This is a genomic window from Flavimaribacter sediminis (assembly GCF_019492055.1).
In the GTDB taxonomy this organism is placed as follows: domain Bacteria; phylum Pseudomonadota; class Alphaproteobacteria; order Rhizobiales; family Rhizobiaceae; genus Flavimaribacter; species Flavimaribacter sediminis.
In genome coordinates this window covers 102,948-118,884 of record NZ_JAICBX010000004.1, presented here as the reverse complement: position 1 = coordinate 118,884, position 15,937 = coordinate 102,948, and the positions used below count along the sequence as shown (strand labels likewise).

The 15,937-nt window shown below is 59.7% G+C and carries 18 protein-coding genes; 3 read left to right on the top strand and 15 right to left on the bottom strand.

All coding sequences use genetic code 11. From position 1 onward, the window contains the following. Positions 1 to 10 precede the first annotated feature (10 nt). Positions 11 to 922 carry an AraC family transcriptional regulator gene (locus K1W69_RS19595; protein ID WP_220230142.1) on the top strand — a complete coding sequence of 304 codons (912 nt, stop codon included), beginning with the start codon at positions 11 to 13 and terminating at the stop codon, positions 920 to 922. Positions 923 to 955: 33 nt separating this feature from the next. Here the strand turns inward: K1W69_RS19595 and K1W69_RS19590 are convergent, their stop codons facing one another. The 7 genes from K1W69_RS19590 to K1W69_RS19560 are packed head-to-tail and all read right to left on the bottom strand — an operon-like array spanning position 956 to position 6,748. Beyond that, complete coding sequence (locus K1W69_RS19590) at positions 956 to 1,534, bottom strand: Fic/DOC family protein (RefSeq protein ID WP_220230141.1); 579 nt, start codon at positions 1,532 to 1,534, stop codon at positions 956 to 958. Between the two features lie 2 nt (positions 1,535 to 1,536). Next, entirely contained in the window at positions 1,537 to 1,746 is a 210-nt protein-coding gene (locus K1W69_RS19585; RefSeq protein WP_220230140.1) for a hypothetical protein, read from the bottom strand. Positions 1,747 to 1,803: 57 nt separating this feature from the next. After that, the gene (locus K1W69_RS19580) at positions 1,804 to 3,090 is read right to left on the bottom strand and encodes a TRAP transporter large permease (RefSeq protein WP_220230139.1); all 1,287 of its coding nucleotides are present in this window, start codon (positions 3,088 to 3,090) and stop codon (positions 1,804 to 1,806) included. After that, on the bottom strand, positions 3,087 to 3,614 hold the full coding sequence (locus K1W69_RS19575; RefSeq protein ID WP_220230138.1) for a TRAP transporter small permease: 528 nt from the start codon (positions 3,612 to 3,614) through the stop codon (positions 3,087 to 3,089). Before K1W69_RS19575 ends, K1W69_RS19580 begins: the two co-directional genes overlap by 4 nt. Then, complete coding sequence (gene dctP, locus K1W69_RS19570; RefSeq protein ID WP_220230137.1) at positions 3,611 to 4,597, bottom strand: TRAP transporter substrate-binding protein DctP; 987 nt, start codon at positions 4,595 to 4,597, stop codon at positions 3,611 to 3,613. Before dctP ends, K1W69_RS19575 begins: the two co-directional genes overlap by 4 nt. A 28-nt stretch (positions 4,598 to 4,625) precedes the next feature. Further along, entirely contained in the window at positions 4,626 to 5,567 is a 942-nt protein-coding gene (locus K1W69_RS19565) for a hydroxymethylglutaryl-CoA lyase (protein ID WP_220230136.1), read from the bottom strand. Next, the gene (locus tag K1W69_RS19560) at positions 5,564 to 6,748 is read right to left on the bottom strand and encodes a CaiB/BaiF CoA transferase family protein (RefSeq protein ID WP_220230135.1); all 1,185 of its coding nucleotides are present in this window, start codon (positions 6,746 to 6,748) and stop codon (positions 5,564 to 5,566) included. Before K1W69_RS19560 ends, K1W69_RS19565 begins: the two co-directional genes overlap by 4 nt. Positions 6,749 to 6,843: 95 nt before the next feature. Here K1W69_RS19560 and K1W69_RS19555 point away from each other — a divergent pair, with 95 nt between their 5' ends. After that, positions 6,844 to 7,776, top strand: a complete 933-nt coding sequence (locus tag K1W69_RS19555; RefSeq protein ID WP_220230134.1) for a LysR family transcriptional regulator — start codon at positions 6,844 to 6,846, stop codon at positions 7,774 to 7,776. Between the two features lie 14 nt (positions 7,777 to 7,790). Here K1W69_RS19555 and K1W69_RS19550 read toward each other — a convergent pair whose 3' ends face one another. The 5 genes from K1W69_RS19550 to K1W69_RS19530 all read right to left on the bottom strand — a co-directional run bounded on the left by K1W69_RS19550 (position 7,791) and on the right by K1W69_RS19530 (position 11,249). After that, entirely contained in the window at positions 7,791 to 8,372 is a 582-nt protein-coding gene (locus K1W69_RS19550; RefSeq protein WP_220230133.1) for a Fic/DOC family protein, read from the bottom strand. Positions 8,373 to 8,375: 3 nt separating this feature from the next. Further along, positions 8,376 to 8,570, bottom strand: coding sequence for a hypothetical protein (locus tag K1W69_RS19545; RefSeq protein WP_220230132.1), 195 nt, complete (start codon positions 8,568 to 8,570; stop codon positions 8,376 to 8,378). A gap of 184 nt (positions 8,571 to 8,754) precedes the next feature. Then, positions 8,755 to 10,059 (bottom strand): YopA family protein, encoded by a 1,305-nt coding sequence (locus K1W69_RS19540; RefSeq protein WP_220230131.1) that lies wholly within the window; start codon positions 10,057 to 10,059, stop codon positions 8,755 to 8,757. A gap of 210 nt (positions 10,060 to 10,269) precedes the next feature. After that, positions 10,270 to 10,512: a hypothetical protein gene (locus tag K1W69_RS19535; protein ID WP_220230130.1), complete on the bottom strand. Its 243-nt coding sequence runs from the start codon at positions 10,510 to 10,512 to the stop codon at positions 10,270 to 10,272. Positions 10,513 to 10,523: 11 nt separating this feature from the next. Continuing rightward, positions 10,524 to 11,249: a DUF1428 domain-containing protein gene (locus tag K1W69_RS19530; protein ID WP_220230129.1), complete on the bottom strand. Its 726-nt coding sequence runs from the start codon at positions 11,247 to 11,249 to the stop codon at positions 10,524 to 10,526. 97 nt (positions 11,250 to 11,346) lie between these two features. Between K1W69_RS19530 and K1W69_RS19525 the strand changes: the two genes are divergently transcribed. Further along, on the top strand, positions 11,347 to 12,003 hold the full coding sequence (locus K1W69_RS19525; RefSeq protein ID WP_220230128.1) for a winged helix-turn-helix transcriptional regulator: 657 nt from the start codon (positions 11,347 to 11,349) through the stop codon (positions 12,001 to 12,003). A 114-nt stretch (positions 12,004 to 12,117) separates the two neighbouring features. On the opposite strand, the gene K1W69_RS19520 is transcribed toward K1W69_RS19525, so the two are convergent. From K1W69_RS19520 to K1W69_RS19510, 3 genes are all read right to left on the bottom strand, one after another. Beyond that, entirely contained in the window at positions 12,118 to 14,049 is a 1,932-nt protein-coding gene (locus K1W69_RS19520) for a DUF3604 domain-containing protein (RefSeq protein WP_220230127.1), read from the bottom strand. Positions 14,050 to 14,264: 215 nt separating this feature from the next. Then, positions 14,265 to 14,867: a superoxide dismutase gene (locus tag K1W69_RS19515; RefSeq protein ID WP_220230126.1), complete on the bottom strand. Its 603-nt coding sequence runs from the start codon at positions 14,865 to 14,867 to the stop codon at positions 14,265 to 14,267. Positions 14,868 to 14,986: 119 nt separating this feature from the next. After that, complete coding sequence (locus K1W69_RS19510; protein WP_220230125.1) at positions 14,987 to 15,865, bottom strand: branched-chain amino acid aminotransferase; 879 nt, start codon at positions 15,863 to 15,865, stop codon at positions 14,987 to 14,989. Positions 15,866 to 15,937: the final 72 nt, after the last annotated feature.

Below are 15,937 nucleotides of genomic sequence, written 5' to 3'. Positions count from 1 at the left end.
ATTAATCCTGATGCCTGACCCACTCGCCGATATTATCACGATGCTTCAGCCGCACGCGCCGATCTCCAAGCTGGTTCTGGCTTCGGGACGATGGCGGGTGAGCCGCACCGAGGTCAGACAGGTCTATTACTGCATGATGCTCGCGGGTTCGGCGCGTCTTGCCGTAGAACACAAATCGCCGGTCATTCTGGAACCAGGCGATTTCGCGTTGGTTCCCGCAGCGTTCAATTTCGAGATGTCGAGCATAGAACCGCCGGTCAAGGGCGAACAGTCGGTTCGGGTCCGCCAGGCCGACGGCAGTTTCCGTGTCGGATCTTTAACGGAAACAGCGGACACCCAGTCGCTCGTCGGTCATTGCGTGTTCGGCTCGCCGGATGCGGCTCTTCTCGTCTCTCTCCTGCCAGATCTGGTTGTTGTCCGGGGCGAAGACCGGCTCGCCATGCTGACCAGGCTCGTGGCGGAAGAAGTCCACTCCGCGCGATCGGCGCGCGACGTCGTGCTTGAACATCTGCTACAGGTGCTTTTGATCGAGGCGCTGCGTTCCTCTCCGGACGCGACGGCGGCGCCAGGTCTGCTTCGGGGGCTGGCGGACGAGCGCCTGGCGCCGGCGCTGAGAATGATGCATGCCGCGCCGGACCAGAACTGGACAGTTGCGAAACTCGCGCGGGAGGCAGGCCTCAGCCGCTCCGCCTTCTTCGCCCGTTTCAGCAGACAGGTTGGCGCACCGCCGATGGACTATCTGGTGTCCTGGCGAATGACGATGGCCAAGCAGCTGCTTCGTAACGGCCAAAAGAGCGTTTCGGAAGTCGCCGCCCAAATCGGCTACGGCTCTGCAAGCGCCTTCAGCTTTGCCTTTTCACGTCAGGTCGGCCAGCCTCCCGGTCATTACGCAAAGTCCGGGGAAGCTCCACCCGCCCCGTAATTCCCCTCACCGCCCGAAGCCGGAAGCAAACAATTACAGCATGTCTTCAATTTGCTTCGAAAGCGGTCGGATATCTCCGCTAAAACTTCGTACCATTGCGGCCAGAAACAGTGCGGGTTGAAGCATATCCTCGTTTAGGTCATATCCGGCGTTGCGAGCCAGCATCGTCAGGAAAACAAGTTGAACGCGCCCATTGCCTTCTCGAAAAGGATGAATGGCGTTGATTTCCGATAAGAACCATGCCGCGTCTTCGGCGAACCTGCTTTTTGCGCCAGCTTCGGTAAAGTGGTTACGCTCGGCGAGATGAGCGAACAAATCATTGGCCTGCGCTTCGATGTGCTCAGGATAGCAGAACCAGTTCTGCCCTTTGCCGGTTCTTATGGTTCGGATTTCACCGGCCCAGTCATAAACATCCTGAAAGAAGTGATGATGGACGGCTCGATAGTGTTCGAAATCAAGAGCTCCATTTGGCAGTTCTTCCTCGGCCCGTGAGGCGAACATCAGATTTTCAAATTGCTCAAGATCTTCCTGAACGGTGATCCCCGCTTTGTTTTTAAGCACTTGTGTGCCCGGATAACAGAGCGGATCGTCGAGTAAGTTGTATCGGACCACCGCTAGCTTTTCTTGAAAGCCATTGTAATTGCAGTGCGATAGGCGTCGCCGCTCTGTCCGCCTGAAGCGGCTTTTTTGGCAATCCTATGGGCGCTTTGGCTGGTTTCTATGCCTTCCACAGCAGCAAACTTGGCAGCCTTCTGCAAGCCGATTGCTTTCGTCAGAGTATTGCCTTTGACAGAGGACCGAAACTTTTTTTGTTTTTCAGACATGTCCCCACTCTATCATGTTTCCGGCAGAGCTACATCTGTGTTTGAGCTCAAATCCCCTCACCGCCCAAAACCCGACGCATAGGGCAGCCAGGTCGCAAGGCCGGGAACGAGGATCAGCAGCGCCAGACCGGCGAGCATCAGGAATACGTAGGGATAGGTCCCGCGGACGATCTCGCCGAGCGAAGCGTCGGTGATCCCCTTCAGCACGAACAGGTTCATGCCCACTGGCGGGGTGATCAGCGCCAGCTCCAGGTTGATCATCAACAGCACCCCGTACCAGATGAGGTCGATGTCGAATGCGACCATGGTCGGCAGCAGGATCGGCGTGGTGATCAGAATGATGGCGATGGTCTCGAAGAACATCCCCATGATGAAGATCACGGCCATGACGGCGAGAATGAAGCCGAGCGGTCCAAGCCCCATCTGCGTGACCGCCTCCGTCACCCCGACCGGCAGCCGGATGATGGTGATTGCGTGGCCGAACATCGCCGCGCCCGCGATGATCATGAACATCATCACCGAGGTGCGCATCGAGCGGTACGCGCATTCGATGAGGTCCCGAAGGCCGAAATTCCGATACGCGAACACGGCCACCAGCAGCGCGTAGAGCACGCCGACGGCGGCGGCTTCCGTGGCCGTGAATATTCCGAAATAGATGCCGCCCAGCACCACCGGCGGCGTCATCACCGCCCAGAAGGAGCGGCCGAGCGCCCGTGCGACCTTCGGCCAGCCCACCCATTGCGGCGTCCCTTCATGCTTCTGCGCGCCGGCGCGCGCCAGGCAGTAGAGCGAGAAGATCAGCGCCAGCAGCAGTCCCGGTATGATGCCGGCCAGAAACAGCGCTCCGATCGAGACCTCGGAGACGATGGCGTAGAGGATCATCGGGCCGGACGGCGGGATGAGGATGCCGAGCGTGCCGCCGGCCGCCACCACGCCGAGCGCATCGCGCTCGGGATAGCCGAACCGCTTCATCTGTGGAATGGCGCTCGATCCGATGGAGAGCGCCGTCGCGACCGAAGATCCGGAAATCGCCGCGAAGATCGTGCAGGAGAGCACCGTCGCGATGCCGAGGCCGCCGCGGACATGGCCGATCACGGCGTTCGCCATGTCGTAGAGATCGTCGATCACCTTTGCCCGCACCATGATCTGCGCCATGAAGACGAAGAGCGGGATCGTCGCCAGAACCGGCTTGTCCAGCGCCGCGAACACCGTGTCGGCGACGCTCGACACGCTGCCTTCGAAGATCAGCAGAATAGCCGTCGCCGCAAGGCCCAGCGCCGCGAACACCGGAATGCCTGTGACGAGCAGGACGATCAGCCCTGCGAAGACCAGCGCCATCGTCATGGGGCGGTCCGCCGCAATGCGAGGTCGCCGAGCCGCGCCAGCGCCATCAGCGCCAGCAGAACGGAGCCGACGAGCAGCGGCGTCTGCGGTATCCAGCTTGGTATCGGAAAATTGCCGGTCGTGTAGGAACCGAAGGAGCGGGCGAATGCGATCGCTTCCCAGGCGCTTACGGCGATCACCACGGCGACGGCGAGAACCGCGAGATCGAACAGCGCCCGCAGCAGGATCGCGCCGCGTCCCTTGACCCGCGAAGACACGATGTCCATCGCGATATGGTCGTTCTGCCGATAGGCTTCGGCCGCGCCGAAAAGGATCATTGCGATCAGGAGCCATCCGGTCGTCTCGTCGCCCCACAACAGCGGCCGGCCGAAGAAATAGCGTTGCGCCACGGCGTAGATCACCACCGCGAAGACGACAAGCAACAGGGCCGCGCTCACGGCCCCGAAAAACCGCACGACGAAACCCGTCGCGCGCAGGAAGAGCGGGGCCCGGTCGTCGGCCCCGCTATCCCCCTGGCTGATCATTGATTGATCTGGCCGATGAGATCCAGCAGCTTCTGGCTGTCGGGATCGTTGGCGACGAAGGTTTCCTCGTAGGCCGGTCGCATGATCGCTTCCAGCGCGGCAATTTCGTCGTCCGTCGCGATATGGACGTTGACGCCCTTCTCGCGCAGTTCGTCCGGCGCAGCCGCGCCTGCCGCCTCGGAGGCCTCGATGGCCCAGAGCGCCGCCTTCTTGCCAGCTTCGTCAACCGCCGCCTTCTGGCTGTCGGAAAGACCGTCATACCAGGCCGGGTTCACGTAGCCGTGGAAGTAGACCGAGATCACAGGCAGGACGTTGAAATTGTCCTGAACCTCGTAATATTTGCGGGACACGGCGGCGGCGACGTCCGTCAGGCCGCCATCGATGACGCCGGTTGCGAGCGACTGGTAGACTTCTGATCCGGGCATCGACACGGGCGCCGCGCCCAGCGCTTCCAGCGAGGCGTTGAAGGCGGGATCAAGCCCGCGGATCTTCATGCCCTCGAAATCTTCCGGCGCCACCAGCGGTTTGCCCTTGGAGGTGAACACCGAGGTGTTGGTGGTAAACAGCCAGACGACGTTGCGCACGCCCTTTTCCAGAAGCTTGTCGGACAGGAAGCCGGCGGCTTCCGAATCCGGCCAGGCGCGCCACAGATCAAGATCGCCGAAGGCGAACGGCGTGGTCGTCACGCCCATGATCGGCAGGGTCTTGCCCCACTGGAAGTTCACGGAGAAGGCGCAGTCGATGTCGCCCTTGGCGGTCGACACGATGTTTTCCTTGGCGCCGACCAGGCTGTTGGCGCCGAAGATCTGCACGTCGATCTCGCCGTTGGACCCGGTTTCGACTTCCTCGGCCCAGCGGTCGATCACCTTGGCGATGTGGTGGCCGGGCGGCAACTGGTGGCTGCAGCGCATTGTCTGCTCTGCGGCGTAGCCGGCGCCGGCCAGTCCAAGCGACAGGCCTGCAGTCGCGAGTGCGAGTTTCATTGCGTTCATGGTTTCCTCCCTTTGTGGATCAAGTAAATTGCCAGCGGACGCCGGGCGGAACGCCGGCGCGCGCGAGATGGCCGTGCAACGGCTCTCCGGGCATTTCAGCTTCGGCTATGGCGCGTACCCTTGAAAGCGCGCCTATGTCAATACCGGTCGCCAGGCCTCTGGTTTCACACAGAAAAACGAGATCCTCGAAGACCACGTTTCCGGTCGCTCCGGGTGCAAAGGGACAGCCGCCAAGCCCTCCCAGAGACCCGTCCAGAATCCGCGCGCCGGCGTCGAGCGCGGCCGAAGCGTTGGCGATGCCCATGCCGCGCGTGTCATGCAGGTGCACGATATAGGGCCTGTCGCCGCAGACCCGCGCGACGGCCCTGCACATCCGTTCGACCTGCAAGGGCCCGGCAAATCCGACCGTGTCGGCGACGCCCACCAGATCGGCGCCGGCCTCGAGGCATTGTTCGACCAGCCGCAGAACCTCGTCCGGCTCCACTTCGCCGGCGATCGAACATCCGAACGCCATCGATATGCCGACATTGACGATCTTGTTTTCGGCGTGCGCGCGTCCGGCGGCAAGCCGCACTAGATCGACGGCGCTTTCACGCGAGCGGTTCATGTTCGCCCGGCTGTGTTCTTCGGTCGCCGAGACGACGCAGACCAATTCGTCCACATCGGTCGCGATCGCATCCTCCACGCCGCGCTCGTTCATCGTCAGCGCTGCCGAGGTCGCGCCGTCCAGCGCGGCGACGCAATCGATGAGTTCCCTCACATCGGCGAATTGCGGCATGCGGGCCGCCGGCAGAAACGAGCCGACCTCGAAATGGCGAACGCCGGCGCAATATTCCTCGTCGATCCAGGCCGCCTTCGCCTCTGTCGAGGGAAAATGCTTCACCAGTTGCAGCCCGTCGCGCAGGCCCACCTCGCGCAGCGATACGCGGTCGGTCGGATAGATTGTGCGGGCGTCGGTCATGCCGCGTCCTTCTTGCCCTGCGCGGCCGCGACTTCTTGCGCAGTCAGGCCGAGAGCAGACAGCACCGCGTCGGTATCCCGTCCGATTTCCGCCAGATCCGGATTGTCCGGCCCCGGCGTATTACCGTCGACCTCGTATGGCAACGCCGGCGCGCGGAAACTCTGCCCGTCGGGCATGGTGGTGGTCAAAAGCCCGCCGGGCCTGTTCACATGCGTATCGTCGAACATTTCTGCCGGCCGGTTGATCGGCGAGAACGGCAGTCCCGCATCCTCGAAAGCCTTTACCAGGTCGTCATAGCGGCGGCCGGCGATGGCTTCGGCGAAAATCGGAAGGGTCCAGGAACGGTTGTCGATCTGGTCCATGCGCGATTGCAGGCGCGGATCGTCCAGAAGCTGCTCCAGCCCGAGGATCCGGCACAGCTTCTCCCACTGGTGCTCGGTCACCGCGCCCACGAAGATCTGCCGTCCGTGATCGGTGTCGAAAATGTCATAGACCGGCCAGCTGAAATCGCGTTCGGGCATCGGCGGCGCCTCCCTGCCCTCAATTTCGTACTGCACCATATGCTGGGCGACGAGCAGCAGCGAATTTTCGAACAAACCGATGCGGATCGCGTGGCCCTCGCCGTCTTTCTGGCGCTGCATCAGCGCGCCCAGCACCGACAGCGCGCCGAACAGACCGGCCATGATGTCGTTGGCCGACGAACCGATCCGCAGCGGCCGGCCGGTCGGGCCGGTCATGTAGGCGAGACCCGTCATCATCTGCACGACCTCGTCCAGCGCCGTGCGGTCCTGGTACGGCCCGTGCAGGAACCCCTTGCAGGAGGCTACGATCAGCTTCGGATACTTGGCCCTCAGCATGTCGGGCGCAAATCCCATTTTTTGAAGCGACACGTCGCGAAAGTTCTCGACAAACACATCCGCCGTCGCCAGCAGCTTGTCGAGCGCCGCGCGTCCGGCTTCTGTCCCAAGATCGAGCGCGACCGATTTCTTGCCGCGATTGAAGGTCGGAAAGAAACCCCGGCCCATGCCGGTCAGGCTGCGGGTCTTGTCGCCCTCCGGCGGCTCGACCTTGATCACCTCGGCGCCGAGAAACGCCAGGAACATGCCGCAGGACGGACCCATGATCATGTGGCTCATCTCGACGACGCGGATGCCTTCAAGCGGTTCTTCCGATCGGTCCATTGTCCTGCTCCCGGGGCTCGCTCAAGGGCGTAGCATTGATCGCCGGTTTCTAAAATTATAAAGAATTCAAGTTTGCTTTCGAAAATCTGGAAATCATGAACTCGAAACAGCTGCACTACTTCGCGACCATATACGAATCGGGAACCCTCTCGAAAGCCTCGATTCAACTCAATGTTGCGGTTTCGGCGTTAAGCCATCACCTTTCCAATCTCGAGGCGGAGCTGGACACGCGTCTGTTCGATCGCAAGTCGCGCGGCCTGCGTCCAACGGCGTCCGGAGAACGGCTGTATGACCATGCGCGCAGTATTCTGCGCGCGATCGACGCTGCGCGGGAAGACCTGCGGATCAGCGGCCGGGAAGTCTCCGGCGACGTCGCCATCGGCATGGCGCATTCAGGCGTCAAGGCGATCGGCGTGCCGCTGATCGAGCGGATGCTGTCCGAACATCCGAAGTTGAGATTGTCGATCTCGGAAAGTCTGTCAGGGGCGACGCTGAAACACCTCCTGTCGACGGAGGTGGATCTGGCGCTCATTTACAATCCGCCCTCCGATACGCGGCTGCGAACCTGGCCGGTGCTGGAGGAAAGCATGGTCTGCGTCGGCAAGCGCGCGATCATCGGCGACACGGAGGCGCCGATCCGCTTTCGCGAAATGCTGGAGCTGCCGGTCATCATGCTGCGGCATGGCGTTTTCGCGCGGGCGCAGCTCGACGACGCGGTCCTGCTGAAGCAGCTCGAGGCGCGCGCGCGTCTGCAGATGAATTCGGTCTACGCCATAGCGGGCGCGATCCGCGCCGGCCTCGGCTGCGTCATCGGCACCCGCCTCTTCATGGGCGACCTGATCGCCGAAGCCGACATTCACGCCCGCCCGATCATCGAACCGGAGCTCAAACGCACCCTCTATGTCTGCGAGCTCACCCAACGCCGCGCCAGCTTCGCCATCGAAACAGTCCGCGACACGGTCATCGAGATGATCCACGAGTCCATCCGAAGCGGCGTATGGGACGCCGAGGCGATCGGGGAAAAATGAGCGGAGTAAATCCGCTAAAGCAGACCTTCGATTTGGTCAGTGAGCGGACCGCAATCGCCCGTGAAGCTGAGGATCATTGCGGTGAGGAATGGTCCCGGTTTGACCATTTCCTCTATTAGATCGTATCCAGCGTTGCGCGCCAGCATCGTCAAGAAAACCATTTGAATACGACCGTTGCCTTCACGAAACGGATGGATGGCGTTGACTTCGGACAAAAACCAGGCTGCTTCTACAGCGAATTTTCTTTTGGTCCCCGTGTCGGCTGTGAGATGCTTCTTGTCGGCAAGCTGAGCGAACAGGTCGCTGGCCTGCCTATTGATATGCTCTGGATAGCAGAACCAATTGTTTCCTTTGCCAGTTCTGATCGTTCGGATTTCGCCCGCCCAATCATACACGTCCTGAAAAAAGTGATGGTGAATGGCGCAGTAATGTTCGAAATCGAGTTTTCCGCTGGGCAACTCTTCTTCAGCCCGGGAACCAAACATCAATTGCTCGAATTGCTCCAGCTCATCCTGAGTCCTGATTCCGGACTTGTTTCGCAGAACTTGCGTGCCAGGATAACAGAGTGGATCTTCTGTCGCGTTGTACCGCACCACATGCTAGCTTTTGGTGAAGGCCTTTTTGATCTCTGCGCGGTAAGCATCGCCGCGCAGACCAGCAGAAGCAGCTTTCTGCGATATCTCGTAAGAGCGCTGGTTGACAGTGACGCCCTCAATTGCAGCAAACTTTGCGGCTTTGCTCCGGCCAATCGGCTTCGTGATCGCGGAACGCTGAATTTTCGGGTTTGTTGTCATAGTTGCACTATACCACTTTATCCGAACGGTTGCCTATATCTTTAACCGAATTTGCATCGGAAGCGCGTGAAGAGAATATGCAGATTAGAGGACACTGCATTGCCAAATTCCATCTCAACAGGAAACTTTCACTAAGTTCTGACAGCAGTCATTTGCCGAAAAAGGCGTGTAATGTAGTGAGGTACTACGGAAACCGCTGCACCTCACCAACCCACTTGGCCCTCAAACGGTGAGAATAGCTTCCTTTGTACTCACAAAGCCTAAGCAAAATGACCTCAATGTACCACTGTGCAAGCTGCCACGCTTCAGGGAATGCCGATGGTAGTTTCCCAGCAAGCCGTCGTTCCGGATGAACAAGCTCGTTGCGCAGTTTCGTTACTGCTTCCGGTCCATCCGAAAACGCACCTTGCCGCTGCCATTTTCCTAATCTCTTACTGGAACTCGGGATGGCCGTCTTAATCTTTAAATTGTTGCAGGCAGCTCGAATTTTTCCAGCCGCTTTTGATTTTTTAGGAAGAATAATGCCTGCGTTACTTAAAACAGAGGCAGATAAACCTTCGAGCGCTGCTTGGGAAAGTATTAGTCCACCGTCAACTCCAACACCGTCACCCGCTCGATTGCTTCGGAGGTACCAGTAAAGAGCAGCATGGCAGGCATTCGAAAGTTTTGGATGGCGCATAAGCCTTACGAAACCGGGAAATGCCACTGCAAGCGTTTCTCCGTGATGGACATCGAACCAACTTTGACACGATGTCCAAGGAGATGAAATGCGTTGACTCCAGTCCAAGTAGGTCTCCGTGCCGTTTCGATCATAACCAATCACACCGAAAACCGGCGTCCAAGCGCCTCGTGCAAACGACAAAAACCTATATAAATCATGAACTATCGTATCGAGCTCTTTGCAGCTAAATGTACTATTGTCAGCCCGTGTCACACTGGCTATGTGGGTAATCGCATTACCGCCACTCTCTTTAAGTTCTTTAATGACTGTGTTCGTCGAAGGAAGCGCCTGTAGTTCGACAACCCACTGCAAGCTTTTCAAAAAAACTCGTCCTAGTCGCCGTCCTTGATGGCGAAGATCGCTGCTTGTTTCACCGACGCAAAAAAACTCTGGAAAATTGAGGACGTGAAGAGTTGCTGATGTTAAACGCTTACGGCCGTCACGACCCAGTGTGAAAGTCGTTCCCTTCGCCATCACACGAAGCGACACACCATTGTTGTTAATTTTTGTTTCAAAACATATTACTGGGATGAACTGGCCATGTAATCCAAACTTCAATTGAAGCTTTGGATTATTACTCATTATGAGACCTTCTACACTGGTCTCCACTTCGACAACGACGCGCTCCTTGTCAGTCATTTCGAGGCGGGCCCTGCCTGAACCGAAAACAATCTTGGAAGCAACTCGAAGTTCTACTGCAGCTGATCCCAAATCGATCGTCGTATTCGCTGCTTCTGTGGCGTATTTGGGTGTGATGGATCTAATCATCGGCTGTCCGATATCATAGTCTATATTTGCTTCTGCTTTGAGTAATTTACTCGCGACGATCCTTCAAGAATGCGTACATGCGTTCGCATCCAATATGGAATTCAACGGACAGCCGACCTCCGCAAGCTGGCAGGCGCAGCATTAGGAATCCATCAGACGCACCCTCAACACCAACAATCACAATTGCAAGAAACGTTGCCGCCTCCGACCCTAACAGCGCTTCACCCGCTGCAACTGCTTGAGTTGGTCGACTTCACGCTGATTCTTGTCGATCTGCGCCTTCCGATCCTCGTCGATTTCAATCGCAACGACCGGAGCCACGTAGAGTGCGCCGAGATATCCGCCGACCTGGTTCCGCGTCCTGTTCGAATTGATGACCTCTTCGGCCTTCCGGTTGCGCGCCTCCAGGTCGGCTTCCCGTTTGGTTATCTGCACACAGTTAAGATTGCGCATCAGCGCCTGTCTCAGCCAGCCGTCGCTGAATCGAACAGAGGCTCGAATCCCGCCCACATCATCCGCATGCCGTCGAAGGGCATCCGGGACATGTCCATATCGCCCATTTCGGCTTCCATCGCTTTGGAGGCCTTGTCGCAGGTGGCGCGATCGGGCCAGGCCACCCAACTGAACATCGCGACCTCGCCCGGTTCGGCTCTGGTCGCGCGGTAGAAGTCCGTGACCTTTCCGCGGGGCACGTCTTCTCCCCAGCCTTCGACCATGCCGGTGGCGCCGTATTTTTCAAACATTTTCCAGCCCTCGTCGGCCATTTCGGTATAAAGCGCCTTGTTGCTTTCCGGAACAGCCAGCAGAAACCCCTGATAGTATCCCGCAGCAGCGCGCGTTCCGCCCTCGTAGACCGGAGCGAACCCGCCAAATATCATGCGACTGCCGTCAAAGGGCATCTCTGGCAATTCTTTCATTGCCGGATCATCCTGCATCTTTTGCCAGGAGGCGTCGGCCGTCGCCTTGTCCGGCCATTCGATCCAGGAGAAAACGATCGTTTCTCCGTCCTCGGCGTCCACAGCGCCATAGAAATCCGTAACCTTGCCCTTGGGCACATCCGCGCCCCAGGTCTCGACCATCCGGCTGGCGCCGTAGGACTGGAACAGCGGCCAGACGGCTGCGACATAGTCCACGTATTTGCCTTTGTTGGCGGTCGGTACGGCCGCAACCGCGCCTGTGATGTAAGTCATGCAATATTCCTTCTCATGGATCTCGGAGCGGGTGATTTCCGCTTGCGATCTCAGCCTGCCAGAGTTAGTATTAAAAAACAACTGACAGTATGTTAATATGATTAAACAGGCAAAAGACACGCGCATCCGGTATGATGAGGGCTGTCTTGCGGCCCATGCGCTCAACCTGATCGGGGACCGCTGGGCGCTGCTGGTGGTCCGCGAACTGATGTTTGCGCCCAAACGCTTCCAGATGATTCGGGCCGGGCTGCCGGGCGTCACCGCGAGTGTGCTTACGGGGCGTCTGGCGCAACTCGTGCAGGCGGGAGTGATCGATCACGACGAACGCCTCGGCGTCTATGCTCTGACCGAGGTCGGGCGCGATCTTCTCCCGGTCCTGGAGGCGCTCTGCCGATGGGCGTTGACCGTGCCGGATCACGATCCCTCGCGTTTCATCAGTCCCTCGGCCTTGATGATTTCGATGGGAGTCACCCTCGTTCGCGACCGCGCACAGGGGCGTGAGTCGCTGGCCGGGTTCGATTTCGGTGACGAGGCGTTCGAGATGCGACTGGGCGGAGACAGGCTGCAAACAACTTCGGTCCGCACACCCGATACACCCTTCGTGCTCCACGGAAACGGAAACGCGTTGGCCAAGGCGGCCTATGGCGCCATTCCCCTGCAGACCTTGGTAAAACAAGGAGTGGTGGATGCCGACGGCGATATCGCCGCCGCCGAAGATTTCCTGTCACTGTTCAGGCTGCAGCCTCAGGCGTAGCCAGGGCTGAGCGGCCCTTTTCCGCGCCATACGGTCATCGAGACGGTTCACACATTAATCCGGAAAGGCTTATGGGAGGCCGAGGCGATCGGGGGGTGATCGGCGGCCCCTCGCTCACCCTCCAGGCGAATACCAGATCGGCGAGGTGTAGGCCCGTTCGGTCACGGTCATCGTGGCGTCCTCGGGAAAGTCCGAATCCGCGAAATAGGCCGCGTCATAGGCGGACCAGCGCGGCGTCGGAATTTCGATGACGCGGGCGTAATAGAACGCCCTGAGCGCCGGATCGAAGTCCGGATCGCTCCACACCGTAATCAGCTCCGGCGCGCCAATCGTGTTGGTCCATGTGGCGTTCTCCAGGTCGACGGTGCTGCCGATCAGCGGCACTTTTCCGTCGTCTCCCGGCTCGCGGTCCCCGGCCCAGGCGACGTCGTGGATCTTCTCGTGCATGGCGCCTTCGCCATCCACCCAGCCCTTGATAATCTGGATCCGGTCGAGATTGCCCGACAGCGGATCCTTCAGCGCCGCAACCAGGAACGTCGGAATTGTCGCGCCGTCGGGCGCCGGCGGCAGATCGCCGCCCATCGGCACGCCCTTGCCGTAGCCCACGGATCCGGGATTGCGTCCGAGCGCGTCCTCAGGCGTGAACTCCCATCCGCCGAAGAAACGGACGAACATGCGCGATCCAGTCGTGCCGTATACTTCCTTGCGCTTCATCGCGTCCCAGATCGAGGCGCGGGTGTTCTCCGGCGCCCAGACGGCGGTCAGGCCCGAGGCGCCGAGCTTCCAGTCCTTCACCGTGCGTCCCTCGAAGTCGAAAGCGTTTCCGGTCGAGCGTTCCGGCCCTGGCTCGCTCGCCGGGAACTTGCCGAAGAAATTGTTCTCCTCCGCCGAGGAAATGCCGGTGTGATCGTCGGTCGAGCCGAGCATGCCGAACTTGAACGGATTGGTTCCAAACTCGTCTTCGAGCTTCAATCCGCGCTTCAAGGCTTCTCGTGCGTATTCGAACTCGATCATGCCGGGTTGCTTGGGCACGACGTTCAGGTTGCCCTTGTCCCATATCTCGAAGTTTGCAAACTCGTCGCTCGGCGCCAGGCTCGGATGCTGTTCCGAGGTGCCCTTGCTCTGGGTCACTTCCACCAGCGGCTCCCAGCGGGCCCGCGCCTCGACCCAGTCCTGGTCGATCGGCTTGCCGTCAGGGGTCTCGAGGGCGAACATCAGACCGTTCGACAGGTTGCCGTTGTGCGGCACGGCCAGCACCCTGCCGCCTGTCTTTTCCTCGTACGTCTCCATCCAGTCCCAGAACTTGTTGGGAATGTCGCTGTCGTAGGTCGTCATCGGCCGCACCATATCGGCCTTGTCCTTGCCGTCGCGATAGACGACGTTGCGGTGCAGGTTGTTGCCGCCGCCGTAATTGGAGGTCCATTCATAGCCGATGAGGGCGGTGAAACTGCCCGGATCGTTGTGACCTTCCACGATCTCGGTCATCTTGCGCCACATATCGAACTGGACGTCGTTGTCGGTAACGGCTTCCGGCAGGGTCCCCTCGCCCTGCATCGTGATCATTTCCATGACCACGGTGGTCGCCGCTGCGCCGCCGGCGTTCATGCCGTTGCTCCATTTCTTCAGGGTCGGATCGGCCAGCAGGTTCGGATCGCCCGCGAGCACATTGCTCATGACGCCGAGCGAATCCGAATGGTCCGCGACCATCATGAAATCGTAGGGACGCGACAGCCTAACCTTCTGGCCGGTGCTGGAGGTGATCTCCCGGCCCTTGGCGTATTGCAGCGCCTCGTCCGGCCCCACGCGAGTGCCGGCGGCAATCGCATCGGCCGACCAGGACGTATGCAGGTGGATCTCGCCCCAGAGCGGGCGTTGAGGATAGTTCCGTCCGGCGTAGGGCGAATAGCCGGGTTGGTTGAAGAATCGTTCGACCGCCGATGCGTTTATGGTTCCGCCGTCGGTCGTCACGCTGTCCTGCGCCTCAGCCGACGGATTTGCGGTCATGAGCGCGCAGACGCTGGCGGCAAGCATAATTCGGACCTGCATTGCATTTCCTCCCGTTGGAATAGGTAGGCGCGCCTGGTGGTCTGCAGAAGAGCATACCATACTTTCGCGCAACCAGCGCTCTAAAGTATTTGCCAACGTGATCACAATTTATGCGAGAATGCCCCGGCGCCGTAACCATTCCTTCCCCGCAAAGCAAAAGAACCCCGGCGTCGCCGCCGGGGTTCGGATCGTCTCTGAAGAAGCGTCTCTGCCGGTCAGGCGGTCGCTTTTTCGTAGCACTCCAGCACGTAATCCCAGTTAATGAGATTGTCGATGAAGGCTTCGAGATACTTCGGACGCGCGTTGCGGTAATCGATGTAGTAGGAATGCTCCCAGACGTCGACGCCCAGGATCGGGGTCGCGTCATGAACCAGCGGATTTTCGCCGTTCGGCGTCTTCATGATTTCGAGCTTGCCGTTCTTCACGGCGATCCAGGCCCAGCCGGAGCCGAACTGCGTTGCGCCGGCGCTGGCGAAATCCGCCTTGAACTTGTCGTAGCCGCCGAGGTCGGAATCGACCGCCGAGGCAAGCTTGCCCGGAAGGGAGGATCCGCCGCCGCCCTTCTTCATCCATTTCCAGAAATGGACGTGATTGTAGTGCTGCGCCGCATTGTTGAAGAGGCCCTGGTTGGTGCCGTAGGATTTCTTGACGATCTCCTCGACCGAAAGGTCGCTCATTCCGGCTTCATCGGCAAGCTTGTTGCCATTGTCGACATAGGCCTTGTGGTGCTTGTCGTGATGATATTCCAGCGTCTCGCGCGACATGAACGGGGCGAGAGCCTCGTAGTCGTAGGGAAGGTCCGGAAGTTCAAAAGCCATTGTGCTCTCCTTTGCGGGTTGTTTCGTATGATTTGGTCTGGAACATATGCGCGAGGGGGTCGAACGGCAAGCGCCCCCGAAGGATTAATCGACCGCCCGCCTAATAGTTCCGACCGGTTTCAGATTTTCTCGCCGCTGTGGGCCCAGTCCCAGTAAAGCTCGCGCGCCTTGCGGGCCACGGGTCCGGCCTGCATTTCACGGTCCTCGAGCTTGATCACCGGCACGACCTTGGAATGGTTGCCGGTCGAAAACACCTCGTCCGCGTCCATGAAGTCACTGACCTTCAGGGATTTCTCCACCACTTTCAGGCCGGCGTCGGCAAGCAGTGCGATGGTCCGCGCGCGGGTGATGCCGGAAAGAAACGTGCCGTTCGGCACTGGCGTCATGACGACGCCGTCCTTGACCATGAAGACATTGGAGCTCGCGGTCTCCGCGACATTGCCGAGCATGTCCATGACCAGCGCGTTGTCGTAGCCGCGCCGGCGCGCATCCATGATCGCGCGGCCGTTGTTGGGATAGAGGCAGCCGCTCTTGGCGTTGGTCGGCATGGTCTCCAGCGACGGCCGCCGGAAGGGCGACACCGTGAGGGTGAAGCCGTGAGAAGGAATCATCGGCGATTCGTAGAGGCACAGGCAGAAGCGCGTCGAATCCGGATCGGCCGGCACCGACATATAAGCGCCGTGCTCGGCCCAGTACATCGGCCGCACGTAGACGGCGGTCTCGCCGTCGAATTTCTTCAAGCCCTCCCGGGCCAGTTCCAGTATGGCGTCGACGCTCATCGTCGGCTTCAGGCCCAGCGCCTCGGCAGACGCGTTCACCCGTGCGCAGTGCAGATCGAGATCAGGCGCGACGCGTTCGAACCAGCGCGCGCCGTCAAACACCGAACTGCCCAGCCACATGGCGTGCGAGCGCGGCCCGATCAGCGGCACGTTGCCCTCGTGCCAGTCCCCGTCGACATAGGTCCAGGTCTGGGTTTGCGCCTCGGTTAACACGGTCATCAGTTGTTTCCTCCAATTGCCCGTTTTTTCTTCTCTTTGCACCAGATTGAAGCGGCGGGGCAAGGTTTATCC